The 21,099-nt window shown below is 59.3% G+C and carries 19 protein-coding genes; 9 read left to right on the top strand and 10 right to left on the bottom strand.

Annotated elements, in window-relative coordinates; genetic code table 11:
* Positions 1–290 precede the first annotated feature (290 nt).
* The 3 genes from purM to HMPREF2849_RS03210 all read right to left on the bottom strand — a co-directional run bounded on the left by purM (position 291) and on the right by HMPREF2849_RS03210 (position 3,573).
* Positions 291–1,355, bottom strand: a complete 1,065-nt coding sequence (gene purM, locus HMPREF2849_RS03220; RefSeq protein ID WP_016421389.1) for a phosphoribosylformylglycinamidine cyclo-ligase — start codon at positions 1,353–1,355, stop codon at positions 291–293.
* Positions 1,356–1,513: 158 nt separating this feature from the next.
* Entirely contained in the window at positions 1,514–3,082 is a 1,569-nt protein-coding gene (gene purF, locus HMPREF2849_RS03215) for an amidophosphoribosyltransferase (protein ID WP_049173068.1), read from the bottom strand.
* Between the two features lie 50 nt (positions 3,083–3,132).
* Positions 3,133–3,573 carry a sterol carrier family protein gene (locus HMPREF2849_RS03210; RefSeq protein ID WP_016421391.1) on the bottom strand — a complete coding sequence of 147 codons (441 nt, stop codon included), beginning with the start codon at positions 3,571–3,573 and terminating at the stop codon, positions 3,133–3,135.
* A 29-nt stretch (positions 3,574–3,602) separates the two neighbouring features.
* Here HMPREF2849_RS03210 and HMPREF2849_RS03205 point away from each other — a divergent pair, with 29 nt between their 5' ends.
* Positions 3,603–4,610, top strand: a complete 1,008-nt coding sequence (locus tag HMPREF2849_RS03205; protein ID WP_016421392.1) for an acyl-CoA thioesterase — start codon at positions 3,603–3,605, stop codon at positions 4,608–4,610.
* Here the strand turns inward: HMPREF2849_RS03205 and HMPREF2849_RS03200 are convergent.
* Complete coding sequence (locus HMPREF2849_RS03200) at positions 4,607–5,314, bottom strand: hypothetical protein (RefSeq protein WP_049193818.1); 708 nt, start codon at positions 5,312–5,314, stop codon at positions 4,607–4,609. The genes HMPREF2849_RS03205 and HMPREF2849_RS03200 overlap by 4 nt on opposite strands.
* A 119-nt stretch (positions 5,315–5,433) precedes the next feature.
* On the opposite strand from HMPREF2849_RS03200, the gene HMPREF2849_RS03195 reads away from it, so the two are divergent.
* Positions 5,434–6,372, top strand: a complete 939-nt coding sequence (locus HMPREF2849_RS03195) for a hypothetical protein (RefSeq protein WP_246822095.1) — start codon at positions 5,434–5,436, stop codon at positions 6,370–6,372.
* A gap of 6 nt (positions 6,373–6,378) precedes the next feature.
* On the opposite strand, the gene HMPREF2849_RS03190 is transcribed toward HMPREF2849_RS03195, so the two are convergent.
* From HMPREF2849_RS03190 to HMPREF2849_RS03170, 5 genes are all read right to left on the bottom strand, one after another.
* A complete protein-coding gene (locus HMPREF2849_RS03190) occupies positions 6,379–6,870 on the bottom strand; it encodes a glutathione peroxidase (protein ID WP_049173070.1) in 492 nt (163 codons plus the stop codon).
* Between the two features lie 46 nt (positions 6,871–6,916).
* Positions 6,917–7,726 (bottom strand): polysaccharide deacetylase family protein, encoded by an 810-nt coding sequence (locus tag HMPREF2849_RS03185; RefSeq protein WP_222865562.1) that lies wholly within the window; start codon positions 7,724–7,726, stop codon positions 6,917–6,919.
* A gap of 133 nt (positions 7,727–7,859) precedes the next feature.
* Entirely contained in the window at positions 7,860–8,531 is a 672-nt protein-coding gene (bluB, locus tag HMPREF2849_RS03180; protein ID WP_049173072.1) for a 5,6-dimethylbenzimidazole synthase, read from the bottom strand.
* 4 nt (positions 8,532–8,535) lie between these two features.
* Positions 8,536–10,767 carry a S9 family peptidase gene (locus HMPREF2849_RS03175; RefSeq protein WP_370449653.1) on the bottom strand — a complete coding sequence of 744 codons (2,232 nt, stop codon included), beginning with the start codon at positions 10,765–10,767 and terminating at the stop codon, positions 8,536–8,538.
* 5 nt (positions 10,768–10,772) lie between these two features.
* A complete protein-coding gene (locus tag HMPREF2849_RS03170; RefSeq protein ID WP_049173073.1) occupies positions 10,773–11,666 on the bottom strand; it encodes a phosphoribosylaminoimidazolesuccinocarboxamide synthase in 894 nt (297 codons plus the stop codon).
* A 296-nt stretch (positions 11,667–11,962) separates the two neighbouring features.
* On the opposite strand from HMPREF2849_RS03170, the gene HMPREF2849_RS03165 reads away from it, so the two are divergent.
* From HMPREF2849_RS03165 to HMPREF2849_RS03135, 7 genes are all read left to right on the top strand, one after another.
* Positions 11,963–13,285 carry an acetyl-CoA C-acetyltransferase gene (locus HMPREF2849_RS03165; RefSeq protein WP_016421400.1) on the top strand — a complete coding sequence of 441 codons (1,323 nt, stop codon included), beginning with the start codon at positions 11,963–11,965 and terminating at the stop codon, positions 13,283–13,285.
* A 47-nt stretch (positions 13,286–13,332) separates the two neighbouring features.
* Positions 13,333–14,691: a 3-oxoacyl-ACP reductase gene (locus HMPREF2849_RS03160; protein ID WP_070862590.1), complete on the top strand. Its 1,359-nt coding sequence runs from the start codon at positions 13,333–13,335 to the stop codon at positions 14,689–14,691.
* A gap of 53 nt (positions 14,692–14,744) precedes the next feature.
* A complete protein-coding gene (locus tag HMPREF2849_RS03155) occupies positions 14,745–15,707 on the top strand; it encodes a MaoC/PaaZ C-terminal domain-containing protein (RefSeq protein WP_016421402.1) in 963 nt (320 codons plus the stop codon).
* Positions 15,708–16,058: 351 nt separating this feature from the next.
* A complete protein-coding gene (gene nrdI / locus HMPREF2849_RS03150; RefSeq protein WP_080971522.1) occupies positions 16,059–16,523 on the top strand; it encodes a class Ib ribonucleoside-diphosphate reductase assembly flavoprotein NrdI in 465 nt (154 codons plus the stop codon).
* Positions 16,520–17,524 carry a class 1b ribonucleoside-diphosphate reductase subunit beta gene (gene nrdF / locus HMPREF2849_RS03145; protein WP_080971523.1) on the top strand — a complete coding sequence of 335 codons (1,005 nt, stop codon included), beginning with the start codon at positions 16,520–16,522 and terminating at the stop codon, positions 17,522–17,524. Before nrdI ends, nrdF begins: the two co-directional genes overlap by 4 nt.
* A 42-nt stretch (positions 17,525–17,566) precedes the next feature.
* Complete coding sequence (locus HMPREF2849_RS03140; protein ID WP_016421405.1) at positions 17,567–18,142, top strand: NADPH-dependent FMN reductase; 576 nt, start codon at positions 17,567–17,569, stop codon at positions 18,140–18,142.
* 120 nt (positions 18,143–18,262) lie between these two features.
* Positions 18,263–18,958: a VOC family protein gene (locus HMPREF2849_RS03135; RefSeq protein ID WP_049173075.1), complete on the top strand. Its 696-nt coding sequence runs from the start codon at positions 18,263–18,265 to the stop codon at positions 18,956–18,958.
* Between the two features lie 2 nt (positions 18,959–18,960).
* On the opposite strand, the gene HMPREF2849_RS03130 is transcribed toward HMPREF2849_RS03135, so the two are convergent.
* Positions 18,961–20,937, bottom strand: a complete 1,977-nt coding sequence (locus HMPREF2849_RS03130; RefSeq protein ID WP_070862589.1) for a vWA domain-containing protein — start codon at positions 20,935–20,937, stop codon at positions 18,961–18,963.
* Positions 20,938–21,099: the final 162 nt, after the last annotated feature.

The raw sequence follows: 21,099 nt of genomic DNA, 5'->3' as shown, positions 1-21,099 counted from the left end.
AGACACACTTTTTGTCACTTAACCCGCGTTTATGTTCCGCCGATTATGTTCGGCGGTGGCGGATCAATCCGAGTTACTGACTGCGTTTATGACAAAAATCGCCCGAAAAACGGCTCGAAAGTGTCATAAACTCATACAGTTTCACATTTGCAGCCCGTGGTTTTCTGGGATCTCCGTTGTGCAACCCAGAATCTAGACCGCCCCGTCGCATCAGTAGGCCGCCCTCCACGGCAGACCAGCCGGCCCAGTCCCCGGCCGCCCGTCGCAGTAAACCGACGGCCGGCCGACGCTTAGAAGCGCGGGTGGCTGCCGCGCAAAACAGCCCCGTCCTCGCCAGCCTCGCTCTTGCGGACAGTACCCAGCTCCCAAGCGTTGATGTGGCGGGCAGTCAGCAGAGCCAGGGCACGATCGCGGTCCTCTGCGGAAACAATCGCAACCATGCCAACACCCATGTTGAAGGTCTTCTCCATCTCCTCGCGGGAGACGTTGCCGAGCTCAGCAATGGTCTTGAAAATCGGACCCGGGGTCCAAGTTGCGCGGCTCATGTCGGCGGTCAGGCCTTCCGGCATGATGCGAACCATGTTGCCAGCCAATCCACCACCGGTGACGTGGCAGAAAGTGCGGACCTCGGCCTCGTTCATGAGAGCCAGGCAATCCTTCGCATAAATCTTGGTTGGCTCCAGCAGCTCCTCACCGAGGGTGCGCCCGAAATCCTCGACATAACCGTCGAGCTCCAGACCGGCCTTCTCCAGGAGAACGTAGCGAGCCAGCGAGTAGCCATTGGAGTGAAGTCCAGAGGACTCCATGGCGATAATGACATCGCCCTCACGCACGCGGTCCGGGCCGAGAAGCTTGTCCTCTTCCACGACACCGACGCCGGTAGCTGAGACATCGTACTCACCCGGTTCCATCACACCCGGGTGCTCTGCAGTCTCGCCACCCAGGAGCGCGCAACCCGCCTGGACACAACCCTCGGCGATGCCGGAAACGATCTCGGCGACGTGCTCCGGCACGACCTTGCCAATTGCAATGTAGTCCTGCAGGAACAGCGGCTCGGCACCGCACACGACCAGATCATCGACGACCATGGCGACCAGGTCCAGGCCAATGGTGTCGTGCTTGCCGACGGCCTGCGCCACGGCCAACTTGGTCCCCACACCATCGGAGGATGCGGCCAGCAGCGGCTTTTCGTAGTTGCCCAGTGCAAACAGGCCGGCAAAACCACCGAGCCCGCCACGGACCTCTGGGCGAGTGGCCTTCTTGGCAATCGGGGCGAATAGTTCAACAGCGCGGTCGCCGGCTTCGATGTCGACACCGGCTGCAGCGTAGGAAGCACCAGAAACGTTCTCGGTCATTAGAGGCTCTCGCTTTAAACTTTCTCCCCCGGGCGGCGTTACTGCCGTATCCGGGAGTATTGGCGGACCAGGAACAAAGCAACGGCTGCACTCCACGGCACCGCTTGCGCTTCGTTCTCGGTTCAGTTCTCGTAGTTCATTCTAAGGAGGTTTCGAGGCTAATTGCTCGTTGCGGCTTTGGCAGCCTGGGCTGCCTGCATCCTCTCCACAGCTGCCGCATTCGGATTGCCCTCCGGCAGCCCCAGTGGGTATTTGCCATCGAAGCAGGCACAGCACACTTCGCTCTTTGCCTGTTCGGAAGCGGCGACCATGCCATCGATGGAGACAAATCCCAGGCTGTCGGCGCCAATCGCGGTTGCGATACCGGCGACGATGTCATTCTCATCTACGCCGTTGGCCAACAGCTCGCCCGGAGAGGCGAAGTCAATGCCGTAGAAGCACGGCCATTTCACCGGCGGCGCGGCGATGCGCACGTGCACTTCCTTTGCACCGGCCTCACGCAGCATGCGAATCAGGGCACGCTGAGTGTTGCCGCGGACGATGGAGTCATCGACCACGACCAAGCGCTTACCGGCGATAACTTCCTTCAGTGGGTTCAGCTTCAGTCGGATGCCCAGCTGACGAATCGTCTGCGAAGGCTGAATGAAGGTACGCCCCACGTAACCGTTTTTGGTCAGCCCCTGTCCAAACGGGATGCCCGATTCCTGGGCGTATCCAACAGCGGCCGGGGTACCGGATTCCGGCACCGGCATCACCAGGTCACCGTCAGCCGGGAACTCACGTGCCAACTGGCGGCCCAGCTCAAGACGCACCGCGTTGACGGAGCGACCACGGATGTTGGAGTCCGGGCGCGCCAGGTAGACGTACTCAAAAATGCATCCAGCGTGGGTGGTCTCGGCAAAACGCTGCGAACGCACACCGGAAGCATCAATGGTCACCATCTCGCCTGGCTCGATCTCGCGGACGAACGATGCACCGACGATATCCAGCGCGCAAGTCTCGGATGCGACTACCCAACCACCGGACAGGCGCCCCAGGCACAGCGGGCGCACACCGTATGGGTCACGCGCGGCGTACAGCGTCTCGCCATCGGTGAAAGTAAGACAGAAAGCACCCTTCAAACGCGGCAGCAGTGCCATCGCGGCCGCTTCTACATTGGTGCTGCAGCCGTAATCTTCGGGGTGGTCAATCTTGCCGGTTTCGTCGGCAAGCAAAGTGGTCATGATTGCGGAGTCACTGGGCAGCTCGCCCTCTTCACGCAGCAGGCCCTTGTCGACCGCCTCATGGAACAGCGTGAGGTGGTTGGTCAGGTTGCCGTTGTGCCCCAGCGCGATGTCCGTGCCGTCGGAGGCCATCTGGAACATCGGCTGTGCATTCTCCCACGCAGGAGCGCCAGCGGTGGTGTAGCGCGTGTGCCCCACCGCTACGTGCCCCTTCAGAGCGTCGAGCGTCTGCTCATCAAAAACCTGGGAAACAAGGCCCAGGTCCTTGAATACGAGAATTTGGTCGCCGTCGCCGACTGCGATACCGGCGGCTTCCTGGCCGCGATGCTGCAGGGCAAACAGGCCATAGTAGGTGAGTTTGGACACGTCTTCGCCAGGTGCCCAAACGCCAAAAACGCCACATTCTTCGCGCGGGGATGTCTCCCCCAAATCGTCGTATGGCGAAATTGGCAAAAGTTTGGTCTTTGGTGCACCTGAAATGTTGGTATCGGCCACGACATTCACACTAATAGCCCCACCCGCCTGGGCACCAATTCAGCATCCCCCCACGGGCTTTAAGAAATGCGCGCCACCGGCAGATGATTCCCAATTTCCGCCGCGCGCGTTCCCGACATATCGATGTGCGCCTGCACCTGCTCTAACGTGATCATTCCGCACGCGAGTCCCAGCCAAATCTCCGGCGACATCTCCACGACATTGGGCGGCGTACCGCGCGTGTGCCTGGGGCCCTCAATGCACTGGACCGCGACGAAGGGCGGCACGCGCACCTCGACGCTATGCCCCGGAGCCTCTTGGGCGAGCATCCGCACGGACAGACGTACCGCTTTGGCAAGGCTCGCACGGCTTAACGACGACCCCTGCGCCCCATCCGGCCCGATGAAGGAGGCAGCCTCTTGGTCAGATAGCAATTCGCGGCCGAGAAGCCGTTGCGCCGCCCAGGGTGCGGCGGTGGAAAGAGCGCTGCGAACGTCGAAAGGCGAGATTTTGGATACCATAACCTCATCCTAGAGTTATGCTTTCATATATGGATACGCAGTCAACTGAAAAAGCTGAACAGGTGCATGCTCCAGCGTCACCATCTCTTGTACTCCGTTTTATGGCATCGCCGACCGATGTCATTATGGCCGGAACCAATTCTGTCCACGGCGGCCGTGTGTTGCAGTGGATTGACAAGGCCGCTTACGCCTGCGCGACCGGCTGGTCGGGACGCTACTGCGTGACTGCGTACTTCGGTCACATTCACTTCACTCGCCCGATTCCCAGTGGCCACATTGTCGAGGTGCGCTCCAAGATTGCGCATACCGGCCGCAGTTCCATGCACATCGTCAACGAAGTGCTCTCGGCTGATCCGCGCGAGGGCAAGTTCACCCGCGCAGCTGACTGCCTGGTGATCTTCGTGGCCATGGATGAAAACGGTAAGTCGACTCCGGTGCCGAAGTGGGTGCCGCAAACAGAGGAAGAAGAGCGCGTTGAGAAAGCCGCTCTTTCCCGTTTTGAGCTCCGCCGCGACATCGAAGCCAGCATGCGCGCGCAGACCTACTCCGCGGACTCTTCCGCACCCGAACTGACCACACGTTTCCTGGCAAAGCCGACCGATGTCAACTGGGGCGGAAACGTCCACGGCGGCACCGCCATGGAGTGGATCGACGAGGCTGCGACGGCAGTTACCACCAACTGGGCAGGGCGCCAGACCATTTCTGTCTACGCAGGTGGTATTCGCTTCTACAGCCCAATCCACATTGGCGACCTGGTTGAGGTGCGCGCACGCATCCTGCGTACAGGCACGACCTCGATGCACCTGTCGGTGCAGGTCTACTGCTGTGAGCCCCGCAAGGGTGTCGGCGGCCTGCGCAAGGCACTGCATTCGACCATGACGTATGTCGCAATTGATGACGATTTCAACCCGCAGCCGGTACCGCACTTCCAGCCGACGACGGATGAGGACAAGCGCCTGCACGCTCACGATCTGTCACTGAAGGCATTGCGTGACAAGTACAGCCCGCTGCCGCTGATTGAGCGCGAACAGGATTAAGCCGCCTGGCTACCCGGCTTCCTGTTTTTCCACCAGATGGATAGGAACATCCAGCCAATCAGCGCGAAGGTGATGTAGGTGACGTACCGGTCAATCGTCTGCAGGGAGCCCTGGATGCTTGGGCCAAACTTCAGGCCCAAGTACAGGTAGAAGCACTTGAGCATTGCGGCACAGAAGAAGAGGTACACGCCTACTACCCAGCCGCGCACCTTCGCAATACCACCGATGGCCACGACAATCGTGGCCGGAATCGGCGAGAATGGCACAAACGATGCCAGCACACTCAGCCCGATGCGTTCATAGATGAAGTTCTCCATCTTCTTAAACCATCGCGGTGGGTGTCCGCCGAAACTCATCGTTATGAATTCCGTGCCCCACTTCTTGCCCATCCAGTAGAAGAACGGCATGAACTTGATTGTCGAAAGCGCCGCAATCACTACAACAGCGAAGAGGAAGAGCGGCCGGTCCTCGTTTTCCGACGCGAGAATCAGCACCGACAGATTCGATCCTGTCAGCCATGTGTGCAAGAACGTGTACTTGAGCAGCAAAACCGCACGGAACGGGATGATTGCAAAGCCGTACACGGCAACCAGCATCAGCGATGCATAGAGAAGCTTGTCTATTTTGTCCGGCTCACGCAGGAAGCTCGGCAGATCCTCACGAGGGTCGTGCTCGGCCTCGTTACGCATGTCGGGTGAAGTCATGAACCACAGTTTAACTGCACGTCCTCTTCTGCAGCAGGAGCCGCAGACTAGGCCATTACGTACGGCTCAGACGCACTCGCCAAGGACGAGCGCAGCGCCGCCTACTATCCTGAGAAGATATGACCACCGATTCACCCGCGCCTGTGCCCGCACAGCAGCCTCACGCAGCACGGTCTGAGTCTTCCTCACCATCGCTTGACGACGGCCAGGAGAACGCATCCTCACCGAGCATGCTGCAACGTGTTCGCGCCGCTATCCCGCCTGTTTCCATCCTGGTACTGACGGCGGTATTCCTCTTCGCCGGGTGGTTCACGCTCTTCGGTCCTATCAATGTTCTGGCGTGGCGTGGTGGCACGTTCCCCTGCACCGAGGCAGACCGCCCTTACTATCAGCAGGCTCTGAAGGATGTTGCGCGCTATCAGTACGAGGAGCAGCCCTCCCCTGAGGTTTACTTCGGCCTGGCGTGTGGCGCTACTGATGACGACATCCGCAGCGTTATCCCCAAGGTCGGCGAGCACCCGAATTCAGACGCAGACCCAACTGCTGATGCAGATGCCGTCGCCGCCGCTGCTGCCACCAGGCCGGGTTCTGCACCCACAGCTGCGAACCAGACCGCGAAGCTGAATCCAAACCTTGACGCATTCGGCAACACGGTCGACTGCTCCGGTTCCTGGACTGCGCCATTCTTGTCATTCCTGCTCGCGTCCGCGGGTGTTCCGGTCTTTGATACGCCCGAGGATTCGGCTGCCGCAGCCGAGAACCCATGGCTGGTTACGGATGTCGAACAGCTCATGGATGCCTACAAGGCACATGATGCTTTCGTCACCGACAAGGACTTCTCTCCTCAGGTGGGTGACATCATTTTCTACCGCTACCCCGCAGGCCTTGGGGTGCACGCCAACATGGTTGTCGCGGTTCAGGGTGACTGGGTCACCATCGGTGGCGATGAGCTTGGCAAGGTCGGTCTAGCTAGCATGACCCTGCGCAACCGAGGTGGCATCGTGGGCTACGGTGCCACGGGCTACTTCGAGCAGGCACCGCTGGACGCCACCAAATAGCCAAGTTTAAATAGGCAAGTTTTCCTCGATGAGGTCGCGCAGAGCATCGTCGTCAGGCGAGACCTTGGAGCGGAAACGGCCGATGACCTCACCCTCGGGCGAGACAACGAACTTTTCGAAGTTCCACTTCACATCCCCAGCCTCGCCGTCGGCGTCCGGGGTTTCCTTCAACAGCTTGTACAGTGGGTGCGCGCCATGGCCGTTGACCTTCGTCTTTTGGAAGAGCGGGAAGGTAACGCCGAATTCGCGCTGGCAGAACTGCTTGATTTCCTCGGCGTTGCCGGGCTCTTGCCCACCGAACTGATTGCAGGGGAAGCCGAGGACGAAGAAGCCACGGGGTGCGAATTCGTCGAAAAGTCCTTGCAGATCGTCGTACTGATCCGTGAAACCGCACTCCGAGGCGGTGTTGACGATAAGCAGAACGTGGCCTGCCCAGTCATTCATCGTTGCTTCGTTGCCGTCGATGGTGGTCACTGGGATGTCGAAGAGATTGCTCATAAACCCCACACTAGGGCAGTCCCCCGATAGCCGTCAGAGGTAGCGACTAGCCGACCTGCTCCATGCCTTCAAAGAGCTCGCGGCCCAGCGGCACCGAAGAGTGGTTGACCGGCTGCGCACCCCCATCGACCGCCTGGTCAATGATGCCGACAACATCCTGGCGCAGCTTGTGCTCCCGCAGTTTCGAAGCGTTAACGGAGATGCGCACCGCGCGGCCCTTCTCCAGCGAGCGCTGCACCGAGGAGCGCACCGCACGGCGCCACCAACCGGCGCCGCCGAAGCCCTCGCCGATAGCCAGCACGCGAGTCGGATCAACAGCACCAGTGGTCAGGTCGCGGACACCATTTCGGTCCGCTGCCACTCGGAAGCCCAGCTCCGGCAGCACGTTCATGGTCTCGGGCGACATGGTCCACTTCGGTGGTGCAAAGACGTCCGTCTCAAAACCCATCGCACGCATCTGGCGCGTTGCGGCGGTCAGGCGCAAACGCGCTTCATGTTCGCTTAACGACGCAAATTCCGCGCCTCGGCCTCGAACTGACTGATCGAACCCCGCGAGAACAATCTCGATGCCGTCATCGCTACGACGGCGGAGCCAATCCAGCACCGCCGGAGCTTCCCGCAACGACCAGTTTTTACCCGCATGCGGCGCTACCAGCAGAGACGGTGTAATACCGCGCTGTTCCATCGCTGCCACGAAACGAGCGACGTCGAGCAATGTGCCATCGCGCAAACCCGACACCGACACCAAAAGCGGCGAACCGACCACACCACCGTCAACAGTTACGAGCTCTTTGCCCGCTGGACGAATGACCTGGTCGGTCGTCCGAATCTGTTCTTGCACCCCACTGCCTGCCATGGATTCAACAAAAACAGGCGTATGTAAATTTTTGGTAACGGAGAGGACAAGGCTTGGAGAATACTCAGAAGCCTTTCAAATAAGAGTTCAAAAAGCGCCATCGCAGCACATCAATGTGCGTCTGCAGCGCGGATTATCCCCAATGCACAACCTCATCGAGAGCCAGTCCCTTGCGCCAACCGAACTTCTCCAAGTCACGCTCCTCGGCCAGGTGCGTTACTGGACCAATGCACAGCCAGGCCACCGGGCGCACGGGTGCCTCGACACCGACAAAGTCAGCCAGGAAATCCTCATGGTAGAAACTGACCCAGCCGACGCCGAGCCCCTCTGCCGTAGCAGCCAGCCACAGATTCTGAATAGCCAGCGCGACTGACATGAGGCCGGTGTCATCGACGGTGTCGCGGCCGAGAATGTTCTTGCCGCCACGGGTCGGGTCATAGGTGACGACGATGCCCGTTCCCGAGTCCACGATTCCTTCAATCTGAATCGGATTGAAGGTCTCACGCCGCTCGCCTTCGAGCTTGGCCGCGAATTCAGCGCGACGTCCGGCTACGTGGTCGGCAAACTGCTGCAGGCGGTCCGGATTCTGAATGATATGAAAGTCCCACGGTTGGGACAGCCCCACCGACGGGGCTGCATGGGCCGCCGCCAACACGCGCATCAATCGCTCCCTGTCCACCACTTCTCCGGCGAATTCGCGGCGCACATCCCGCCGCCGAAAAAGGGTGTGGTAGACGGCCAACTGATCGTCGGAAAGCGAATCGGTGTCAAAACCCTGCGCGGACAGCAGCGTGCGCATATCCATGCCGTTACTCCACCGCACCAGCAGTGTGGACAATCCAGGCGTACTCGAAGGCAGTCTGACGCCAGCGTTCGTAACGACCGGAAACACCACCATGACCTGCGGACATCTCGGTCTTGAGCAGGAACTGCCCCGGCTGACCTCCGACAACCTCGCGCAGCTTGGCGATCCACTTTGCCGGCTCCACGTAGAGCACGCGGGTGTCGTTCAAACTAGTAATCGCGAGAATCTTCGGGTACTTCGCATCGGCCGAGATGTTCTCGTACGGCGCGTAGGAGGCCATGTAGTCGTAGACCTCCGGGTCGTGGTAGGGATCGCCCCACTCATCCCACTCCACCACGGTCAGCGGCAGCTCTGGCATCAGCATGGATGTCAGGCAGTCGACAAACGGGACCACGGCCTGAATGCCCGCGAACCTATCGCCAGCAATGTTCGCGACCACGCCCATCAGCATGCCGCCCGCCGAACCGCCGAGTGCTACCAGCTGCTCGCGTGTGGTCCACCCAGAATCCAGCAGGTAGTCAGCGACGGCGACGAAGTCAGTGAATGTGTTCTTCTTCGTGGTTGCGCGACCGTTCTCCCACCAGCCGCGGCCCATTTCGCCACCACCGCGGACGTGTGCAATGACAAAAATCATCCCACGATCCAGCAGCGACAGTCGCGCGATGGAAAAGCCAGGATCCATCGAGGCTTCATAGGAACCGTAGCCGTAGAGCAGCGTCGGATTCGGCTTGCTCAGGTCCAGGTCCGCGCGGTGGATAATCGATACCGGAATCTGGGCACCGTCGGCTGCACTCACCCATTCACGCTTGGCGACGTAATCACCGCGATTAAACTTCCCGCGAATCTTCTGCTCCTTGAGCAGCACCCGCTTGCCCGAGGCAATATCAATCTGCCAAAGCTGCGACGGCGTGGTGAAGGAGCCGTAAGCGTAGCGCAACACCGGGGTGTCCCATTCAGCATTGCCGGTAGTGCCTGCAGAGTAGAGCTCTTCGTCGAAGTCGAGCTCGACGAAGTTCACAGCGGACGCTGGCACTGGAGCAGCAGCATGGCTTGTATCAGAGGCATCACCAGCGGAGCCAGCACCATCCTCATCCTGACCCAATACCGCCAGCGCCACACGGCCAATACCGCCACGACGGTAACCAAACGCGATGTGCCCAGCGAAGCAGTCGACGCCCTCAACGCGGACGTCATCGCGGTGCGGAACCAGCTCAGTGAGATCCGAAATGCTGTCGAAAGACCCCGCCGGCACCATGGCCAGTGCGAAGTTCGAACCAGTCATATTGTGTGTAATCAGCCACATATCCCGGCCGCTAATGACGGCGTGATCGATGTCGTATTCAACACCGGCCTCACGCGGGCGCACGCAGGTGAACTCACCGGTCGGGTCACTGGCGTCCAGGTACCAAACCTCGGAAGTAATCTTCGAGGAGCTCTCAATAATCAGGTACTTTTCGCTGCGTACCGTGCCGACTCCAACCCAGTAGGCCTCATCGGGCTCATGGAAGACACAGACATCATCCTCGGTGGAGGTGCCCACGCGGTGACGCCACACGGAATCCGGCCGCCAGGCTTCGTCGACCTTCTGGTAGAAGATCCACTCGGAGCCGACCCAGGTAGCACCTGCGGCGATGCCCGCAATTTCGTCATCAAGCAGTTCACCCGTGCGCAGATCCTTTACGCGCAGCGTGTAGCGTTCGTCGCCTGTGACGTCGGTGGAATAGGCCAGCAGATTGCCGTCCGCGGAGACGCTCGCTGCGCCGAGGGCGAAGAAATCATGGCCTTCGGCCAGCTCGTTGGCATCCAGGATGACCTGTTCTCCTGGTGCTGGGGCATCGTCGGCGATGGTCGGCGGCGTCCACGCGGCAAGACCGTCACCGGCCTCCGCACGCACGCGACAGCTCATCCCGTAGGACTTGCCCTCCTGCGTGCGCGAGTAGTACCACCAGCCGTTAAGGCGAGTTGGGACCGACATGTCGGTCTCCTGCACGCGCGACTTGATCTCCTTAAAAATCGCGTCCGCGGTGCCGTCAAGATCGGAGGTAAAAGCCTCCGTATAGGCATTTTCAGCCTCTAGGTAGTCGATAACCTCGGAGTTTTCCTTATCGCGGAGCCACTCGAAGTTATCGGTGAAGTCCCTTCCGTGGAAGGACCGAGTCACCGGCTTCCGTTGTGCACGGGGTGCGGGCAAATCCTTTTTTGCAGGCTTGCCGACGGATGCCGAGTCCAAGGTCACTTCGCTCACGCAGGTTCTCCAATCCAGTCCGAGAAGCGGCGGCCCGACAGTCGTTCGTAGGCCTCGACGTACCGCTCGCGAGTTGCTTCCACAACACTACCCGGCAGCGCCGGCGGCGGAGTGCCCTCGTCCTTCTTCCAGCCGGACTTGGAGCAGGTCAGCCAGTTTCGGACGTACTGCTTGTCGAAGCTCGGGTTAACCGAACCCTCCTGGTAGGAGTCGGCTGGCCAGTAGCGGGAGGAGTCCGGGGTGAGAACCTCGTCGGCCAGCACCAGGTTGCCGTCGGAGTCGAGGCCGAACTCAAACTTGGTGTCGGCCAGGATGATGCCGCGCTTAGCAGCCAGTTCAGCAGCCTGGGAGTAGATGCGCAGGGTGGCATCGCGAAGCTCTTCGGCGCGCTTCTGCCCCAGGGACTCCACAACGGCGTCGAAGGAGACATTCTCGTCGTGCTCGCCCAGCTCAGCCTTGGTGGCCGGGGTAAAAATCGGTTCTGGCAACTTGGAGCCCTCGACGAGGCCCTCTGGCAGCTCAATGCCACAGACAGTGCCGTTTTCCTTGTACTCGACCAGGCCAGAGCCTGTCAGGTAGCCACGTGCGACGCACTCGAATGGCAGCATGTCCAGCTTCTTGCACACCAGCGCACGACCTAGGCACTCCTCCGGAATGCGCTCATCGTCAGCCGGGCCAGCCATGTGGTTCGGGAAGTCAATCTCATCGAAGAAGAACACGCTCATCGCGGTGAGCACTCGACCCTTGTCAGGAATCGGGGTCTCCAGAATGTGGTCGAAGGCAGAAATACGGTCACTGACCACAAGCAGCAGAGTCTCAGGGTCAATCTCGTAGATTTCCCGGACCTTGCCCGCGGAAAGATGGTTATACGAGGAAAGTTCAGGTCGCATGGCGATAAAGTCTAAACCCCTATACGCCTTTGCACTCTATTGATACCTCCGGCCGCCACCCCAACTAGTGGGGATTGACGCAATTACCGTCGTCAAGCGGGAAAACTTTTGAGATTCCGGAGTGCTGCCCATCGAATTTTTCACAGGTGGACGACGGTGTTTGCCCCTCACCTCCCCCGCTCGGTAGATGACTGGACAAAAATATTTCTAAAAACGTGACAGAAAACACCGATACCAGTATTGTCTAAATTTAGTAATTCACGTCACACTTCAAGGATTTTGAAGGGAACAATCACATGGCAGCTCAGGCCAACAATAACTCTCTGCGCCGCGCAGTCGTCGTCGGTGGTAACCGCATTCCGTTCGCTCGTTCTAACAAGGAATACGCTAACGAGTCGAACCAGGACATGCTGACCGCCGCAATCGACGGTCTCGTCGCTCGCTTCGGTATCGGCGGCGAGCGCCTCGGCGCAGTCTCCGCCGGCGCTGTACTGAAGCACTCCCGTGACTTTAACCTCACCCGTGAGTGTGTCCTCGGCTCCGCACTGGCGCCGGACACCCCGGCTTTCGACATTCAGATGGCATGTGCCACCGGCATGGAAGCCCTCAACTCTGTCTCCAACATGATCAAGCTGGGCCAGATTGACTCCGCCATCGCCGGCGGCGTGGACACCACCTCCGACGCTCCGATTGCTGTCAACGACCGTCTGCGCAAGATCCTGCTGGAGGCCAGCCGCCAGAAGTCCACTCTGGACATGGCAAAGGTCTTCCTGAAGGCTCGTCCGTCCGACCTGGCTCCAGACACTCCGTCGACCGGCGAGCCACGCACTGGCCTGTCCATGGGTGAGCACCAGGCAATCACCACCGCCAAGTGGGGCGTTACCCGCGCCGAGCAGGACGAGCTCGCCGCCGCTTCCCACCAGAACATGGCAAACGCTTACGACGAGGGCTTCTTCACTGACCTCGTCACCCCGTACAAGGGCGTTTCCCGCGACACCAACATGCGCCCGGACTCCACCCCGGAGAAGCTGGCCAAGCTCAAGCCAGTCTTCGGCCGCGGCCTGGAAGCAGAGCCGACCATGACCGCCGGTAACTCCACTCCGCTTACCGACGGCGCCTCCGCCGTCCTCGTCTCCACCCCGGAGTGGGCCGCTGAGCGCGGTCTGCCGGTGCTTGCCGACGTCGTCGATTCCGAGGCGGCCGCAGTTGACTTCGTCCACGGCGACGAGGGCCTGCTGATGGCTCCGGCTTACGCCACCCCGCGCCTGCTGGCCCGCAACGGCTGGACCTTCGACGACTTCGACTTCTTCGAGATCCACGAGGCCTTCGCCGGCACTGTCCTGTCCACCATGAAGGCATGGGAGGACGAGGAGTTCTGCCGCACCAAGCTCGGACTGGAAGGCCCGCTGGGCTCCATCCCGCGCGAGAAGCTCAACGTCAAGGGCTCTTCTCTGGCAGCCGGCCACCCATTCGCCGCTACCGGCGGCCGCATTGTGGCAGCCCTCGCCAAGATGCTGCGCCAGAAGGCAGACGAGACCGGCAAGACCACTCGCGGCCTGATCTCCGTTTGTGCTGCGGGCGGCCAGGGTGTTGTCGCAGTTCTCGAGGCTCGCGTCTAAAAGCGCACCACCGATAAAGACACTTTTACTTTCAAGGAGAATTTTCCATGACCGATAAGTACCAGGAACTCGTCAACGGTGGTCCGCTCACTGGACTGGCTAAGGCCACTGGCCTGCCGCAGCCACCGTTCCTGCGCCGCCACAAGCCGGGCGGTCCGCTGCTGAACAACGACAAGGTGCTCGTCACCGGCGAGGGTGCAGATGCAGACGCAGTTGCAGCTCAGCTGGCTGAGTGGGGTCTGCAGGTCCGTCGTGGCAACGCCGCTGACGACAAGATTGGTGCCATTGTCCTCGTCGCCACTGAGGCCAAGCGTCCGGCAGAGCTGCAGGGCCCAGTGCTCGCTGCTGCAAAGCACATGCGCAAGCTGGACAAGGGTGGTCGCATCGTCACCGTCTCCCGCGCCAAGGATGCTCACCACAACGCAACCCCGGCCGAGATCGCTGAGAACGCTGTCGCCGGTGGTATCGAGGGCCTGATTCGCTCCCTCGGCCACGAGGTTCGTGGCGGCTCCACCGCCAACGGCATCCTCGTTGCTCCGGGGGTCTCGGTCACCGCGCCATCCGTGATTTCCTCCCTGCACTTCTTCCTCTCCGGCCGCTCGGCCTTCATCGACGGCCAGTTCCTCCGCGTCACCTCCGACGCGGGCGAGATCCCGTCCGACTGGGATAAGCCGCTGGCTGGCAAGGTTGCCGCTGTCACCGGTTCCGCCCGTGGTATCGGTGCCGCTATCGCTCGCCAGCTCAAGGCTGACGGCGCAGAGGTCATCGTCATCGACGTTCCACAGGCGGGCGAGGCTCTGTCCAAGGTTGCCAACGAGCTCGGTGGCCTGGCTCTGCAGCAGGACATCACTGCCGACGACGCCGGCAACGCCATTGCCGATGCCGCTGTGGCCCGCTACGGTCGCCTGGACATCGTCATCCACAACGCAGGCATCACCCGCGACAAGATGTTCGCCAACATGGACGACGCCAAGTGGGGCTCGGTCATCGCCGTCAACATCGAGTCTCAGCTGAAGATGAACGAGCAGCTGCTGAACCACAAGGCCTTCGAGAAGGCTCCGCGTATTGCCACCATGGCTTCCACCTCCGGTATCGCAGGTAACCGCGGCCAGACCAACTACGCCACCTCCAAGGCCGGCGTTATCGCAATGGTCGAGGCTTACGCTGAGGAGTTTGCTAAGCGCGGCGGCAACATCAACGCTGTTGCTCCGGGCTTCATCGAGACCGACATGACCGCTGCTATTCCGTTCGTCAACCGCCAGGTTGCTCGACGCGTGAACTCGCTGCAGCAGGGTGGCCAGCCGGGCGATGTCGCCCAGGCAATCGCCTTCCTGGTCTCCGACCGCGCTCTCGGCGTCAATGGTCACGTCCTGCGCGTCTGCGGTCAGAACATCGTCGGCGCCTAAGCGAAGTCGCGGCTTCCGCATAGGCTCCCGATAAGGAGGAAAGAGGAAAACTTATGGCTAAGACCCTGGATGCCATTCCCAATCTGGTTCCGCTCTACGCCAAGGCAGCTGCTGGTTCGGCGAAGAAACGCCCGAACTCCACCGAAATCAAGGTCGATGAACTAGTGGTCAAGGGCGTCACTGTCGATGCCGACCGTGACCAGGACTTCCGCGACGTCGTTGGCGCCCCGAAGTCTGAACAGGCTTTCTTCGGCCACATCCACGCCCTAATCATGCCCATCCAGATGGAGCTAATGGCTGCGGATGATTTCCCGCTGCCGATGATGGGCCTGGTCCACACCGAGAACACCTACCGCGAAATCTCGCCTGTCACACTCGGTGGCAAAGTTGATATCGCGGTGAAGGTTGCCGCATTCCGCGCTCACCGCTCGGGCACTGAGGTTGTTCTGGAGTCAACTGTTACATCGTCCACATCCGGCGCCACCTTGGTCGAGGAGCAGTCGGTGTATCTGGCCAAGGGCGTTCGCCTGAAGGATGCCGAGGGCTTCGAAGAGGTCCAGGCACAGCGTGAGGCCATCAAGTCCGGCGCCGAGACCATCAAACGCGAGCAGTTCAAGGTTCCCTTCCCCACCGCTCAGTGGAAGCTGGCTGGCAACACCGGCCGCAAGTGGGCCAAGGTTTCCGGTGACTGGAACCCGATTCACATCACCTCTGTCTCCGCGAAGGCTCTGGGCATGCCAGCAGCGATTGCACACGGCATGTACACCGCCTCCCGCGCGCTGGCTGAGGCACAGGTTCTGCCGGGTCAGTCGTACGAGTTCCAGATTTCCTTCGGTGCGCCGGTCGTTCTGCCGACCACCATCAATGTCGCACTCACCCACACCGGTGACGGTGCAGGTGCTGCTCACAACCTGACTGAGGGCAGCTCCAACATCGGCCGCGCAGTCAACATTGTCGCGTGGGATCGCAAGAAGAAGCGTCCGCACTTCACCGGAAGTGTTCGTCCGCTGAAGTAGTTGATGCGAAAGCGCTGTAGAAAACGCCGCGCTTTGGAAAACCAGTCTCCTCATCGACTGGGCCTTTCCAAAGCGCGGCGGTTTTGTTTCCCTGTTGTGCTTTTGCCCGGGGCACGACTGGAGCCCCCTCCGAGAGACACCACCTCCTCCCTCCCCCCCCGGCCGGCAACCCCGCCACTTTCCCGCCTTGAAGATCAGCTGCTGGGTTTTTCCGCCGTTAATGAAGAGTCGCGGCTTTACTTCGCAATTGCGTGACTAAGCACTTTTCAACCGCATGTAGGCAACGCCTTGTTGACACCCCATTCACTCCTCTATTTTATGTTCAATCCATTGAACATAGGAGGTAATCGAGTGTCTTCATCATCGAAGACGCCGCTGACTTTCACGGAACTCCCACCGGAGGAGTCACCCCGAATCGTGTACTTCTCCAGTGCTTCTGAAAACACTCACCGGTTCGTCCAAAAGCTGGCTCAACCAGCAGCACGCATCCCGTTACATCCGCGAAAAGACGGAATGATTCGCGTTTGCAGCCCATTTGTCCTGATCACACCGACTTATGGTGGCGGATGTCGGCGCCGCGCGGTACCTAAGCAAGTCATCGCTTTTCTCAACGACGAAACCAACAGGAGTTTCATCCGCGGTGTCATCACCTCGGGCAACACAAATTTCGGCACCGACTTTTGCATAGCCGGAGCCATCATTTCTGCAAAATGCCAGGTTCCGGAGCTATACCACTATGAGCTACTGGGGACAGACCACGATGTGGAGAACGTCAAAGAGGGCCTGGAAAAATTCTGGAGGAGCGCTACTTCTTGAACATCTACAGCTATTCAACTACGCCACCGTCTTTTCGAAAGGACCCAGCTGCCCGCCTTCGGCCAATCAACTGGAACCGAGTGCAAGATGACAAAGATCTCGAAGTGTGGAATCGCCTAACAGCAAATTTTTGGCTGCCCGAAAAAGTTCCGCTGTCCAATGACCTTGCAGACTGGCGACGTCTCACCGATCTAGAACGCGAGCTGACCATGAAGGTCTTCACCGGACTGACCATGCTCGACACAGTCCAGGCGTCTGTCGGGGAGATTTCCCAAATTCAAGATGCCCGCACCGAACATGAAGAGGCCGTCTACACGAATATCGCTTTCATGCAAGCAGTGCATGCAAAGTCTTATTCTTCAGTATTTTCTACGCTATCCAATACCCCTGACATCGACGCTGCCTACCAATGGGCAGTCGCCAATGACATCCTGCAGGCTCGGTCAAAAGCTGTGCTCAAACACTATTACGGCGACGTTCCACTCAAGCGAAAGGCGGCAGCAACGCTTCTTTCGTCCTTCTCGCTCTACGCCGGCTTCTACCTCCCGCTGCACTTCGCATCACGTGGCATCCTGACCAATACCGCCGACATGGTGCGCCTGATTCTGCGTGACAAAGCTGTTCACGGCTATTACTCCGGCTACAAATTCCAGCGAGGCGTAGAAACCTACGACACCGCCACGCAAACGCAGATGAAGGCTTTCGTCTTCGAACTTCTCGATGATCTATACCAGCTCGAACTGAGGTACTCCGAAGCCCTATACCAACCACTCGGGCTCTACGACGACGTTGCCAACTTCATTCGATACAACGCCAACAAAGCGCTCATGAACTTGGGATACCCGCAGCGGTTTAACCATGAAGAGACCGCCTTCAAGCCCGAAATTCTCGCCGCCCTCACCCCGGGGTCAGATGAAAACCACGACTTTTTCTCCGGTTCCGGCTCCGCATATGTCATCGGAAAAGCCGAAGACACCGCAGATGAAGACTGGGATTTCTAAATCCACGTCTTTCCCCATACATCCTAAGAAAGGAACATTCGCATGACTGCACAGATTTCTATCCTGGTAGGAAGCTTGCGTCGAGCCTCCTATGCACGAAAGATTGCACTCAAGGCAGCCACGTACTTCCCCGATGACTTCAAAGTCGACATCGTCGAGATTCGTGACCTCCCTCTCTACAACTTCGACTACGACGACCCCGCAGTGTCCGATATTGCGACTCCCGCGGAATACACCAGTTTCCGGGAAACCATTAAAGCCAGCGATGGCATCCTATTTGTCACCCCAGAAAACAACCGCACAATTCCTGCAGCTCTGAAGAATGCCGTTGACATCGGATCTAAGCCCAACGGTGATGTGGCATGGAAGAACCTGCCCGCGGGAATTATCAGCCACTCCGTCGGCCGTATGGGCGGTTATAGCTCTCAGAAGAACTTGCGACTCGCGCTGTCGTACTTCGACATGCCGATGCTCGGTCAGCCAGAGGTCTTCCTGGGACAATCGCCAACACTCATTGACGAACAAGGAGAATTCACGTCGTCAAGCACTGAGGACTTTGTTCGCGACTACATCAACAGATTTGCAGACCTAGTTCGCGAGCAGAGCCCACGCCACTAACTGAAATCCCCTAATCAGCGCAGCGTTACTGGGGATATCGCCGTATGAAGATTCTTCACTGACTAGGATCAAACGCTGCGTTCTCTGCGCGGTTAGGCGCTCGTCGTTAGGCTCATTTTCATGACTGTTTCTATCTCGGCCGTGATCGCGCTTAACGACGACCCCCGCGCCGCTGCGCGGTTTTACGCCGAAGGTTTTCACTCCAACATCAAGCCCAACTCCACCACGCTCACCATCGGCGGGATGGACTTTGAACTCATTGAGAACGGGAACCGCCGATTAACCCCCGCTGTGTCTTTTATGGTGCGATTTGCCCCTGGTCAGGAAAACCAGCTGCGCAGACTGTGGGAGCATCTGATGGCGGGTGATGAAACCATCAGCGGTGGTGCTACGCTCATGCCCCTGACCAGCTACGATTTCTCGCCGCTCTTTGGCTGGTTGGTCGACGGCAATGGGGTCAACTGGCAACTGATGATTGATTCCTTAACCAGCGGGGCTGCAAGCACGGACGCTGCCGCAAAGACAGCGAATCCCGCCGTTATTCCCTACTTCATGTGGACAGGCGACGAACCACAGGCTGCCGCCGCCACCGAGGTATACAACCGGCTTTTCGGGTCAGGGAATTTCATGACGCTCGACTCGCCGGGCATGCACAATTTCACCTTCGGCGACGGTGTGGCGATGCGCCTCTCCAGCGATTCGGCCGAAGAGGTCGAAAGCGCCTGCCAAGCGCTTGGCCTAACAGGCGCTGAGGTTGCCGAGGGCACGGAAGCCGTCGTCAAGCCTGACCGATTCGGCGTGTACTGGACGCTCTAGCGTTACTTACGGGTCAACGCGATTGCCGCGCCGACGACGGCTAACAGAACTGCACCAATAGAGAACCACATCATGTTGGAAGAGCCGTCATCCTCGTTTTCTTCGGTGCCCTTCGGATTCTGCTGGCTACTAGTCGGGGCCTCGCTACTTGGCGACTTGTGCGCGACCTGTTCAAAAGCTGGGCCCGGAATCTTCTCGCCGACCAACTCCGTGGTCAGCTGGTAAGTCACCGGGACGTTTTGAACACCCGCGACATCGTGGGATTGACCGGCACCCCAGCTGTTGTTGAAGAAGACAACGATGTACTGGTCGCCATCCAACCAGGCTCTTTCAGCCTCGTAATCGCCCGACTTTTCACTATCTTCGCCGATCCGATTGCGATAGTTAATCCGGGCCGAGTTACCAAATGTAGTCTCTTCACCGATCTGGTGTTCATTGGCCGGACGGTTTTCCTCGCTGCCGGCGAGCTGGCGTGCCGAGTTCAGCGTCTTGATATCCAGGCCGGAGATCTGTGCAAGCTTGTCCGCTTCTGGGGCGTCAATGAGTTTGACGGCGCCGCGGAGCTGCTGCCCATACTCGGACTTGATCTTGTACACGTGCGTCTCACCAGGAACAATGTCGGCCGTGACGCTGCTGATGTTGTCGGCAGTAAGTTCCGTGGCGTCATCGAACCACGAACCTGGGGTGACCTTCTTAGCCTGATCTGCTTCCGGTGTCGCGGGCGGAGGGTTCAAGCTCTCCTTGTCGGACGGGAACGCCTCCGGCACATCAATCAGGTTTTCGTTGGCGAAACGCTTGATGGTTACTTCTGCAGGAATGTCCTGGCCCTCGAAGGAGCCGCCTTTCCGAGCCACGGAGAACACCACATTGCCCGGCTTACAGTCCCCCTCAGCTCCCCCGGACTGCTTGGTTGTTATCGATGCGAAAAAGGGGCCATTGGAGTCGATGATGCCATTGCCGAAATCATTGGCCAGGAAGCAACTGCTGTCATCCAAATGCATAGTGAGCGCGAAGTTACGAACATCTAGGTCCATCAACGTCGCGCCTGACGACGCTCCCGGCACGGTAGCCGCACTAATTGCAAGCCGCTCTCCCTCAGCAACCGGGACGGAGAAGTACTCAGCACCGTCGCCTTCCTGATTACCGATGCTGCGCTCGGACTCAGGAGTCTTTTCCCGCAGCTTGGTCGAGAACGTTTCCACGTCGGCAGGCACCTTGGTAGCGCTCGTAGGAGCGTCGCCGCCCTGTATCTCTTGCGCGCTGGACTGCGCGGTGCGTGCGGTGCGGGTCGCCAGCGTCTTCATGGACTCAGCCAGCGAATCGGAGTCCTGGGCGTCCAGGTACTCACCGCCAGTGGCCTCAGCAATGCACTCCAGTTCAGCACGTGCACCTGCATCAACAAGGAAACCAACTGTGTTGATGACCAGGTCAATGCCCTGCTGCTTGAGTTCCTTGGCTACCTCGCACACCGGTGGCGGAGCACAGGTGTCCTCACCATCGGAGACCAACACAATCGAACGTTGCCCTTCTTTCGGCAACTCATCGGCAGCCTGACGCAGCGCAGGCCCCATCGGGGTGTGGCCGGAGGCTTGGACCTTTCCTACTTCAGCAGGAATCTTCGCCGAGTTACCCGCCTGCACGGGCAGCAGCGTGGTGATGTCCTGACAGCCAGCTTCCCGCTCCTCCGGCGAATTGCCAACTTCCGTGCCGTAGACCATGAACCCAATTTCGGAGTCCTCTGACACCGATCCCGCGAACTTACTCGTGGCAGTCTTCGCTGCCTCCATTCGGGTCTGGCCGCCCGCGTCGTCGGCAAGCATTGCCCCTGAAGCATCCAGGATCACCATGGTTGGCGAGATAGTACTCGCGGCCTCTTGCGCCTGTGCACGCCCTGTTGTGATTCCCGCAAAAGAGCCTACGAGCACCAGCAGCATGGAGATGGTGAGCACGACCGCTGAGAGTTGTCTTCTTCTGATCATGTGGTCGGTTCCTTTTCTTCAAGCGTAAATCTTCAAGCGTAAAAAGAACGTTACATGACAAAAGTATGTCTGATTCTCAAGATAATGACTGGGCAGACCCCAAAAATTACGGGCGCCAAATATGATTACGGGCTGCAAATGTGAAACTGTATGAGTTTATGA

Source organism: Corynebacterium sp. HMSC073B01, assembly GCF_001838255.1.
In the GTDB taxonomy this organism is placed as follows: domain Bacteria; phylum Actinomycetota; class Actinomycetes; order Mycobacteriales; family Mycobacteriaceae; genus Corynebacterium; species Corynebacterium jeikeium_D.
Note: the sequence above shows the minus strand (reverse complement) of the source record. Positions and strands in the feature narration are given on the sequence as shown.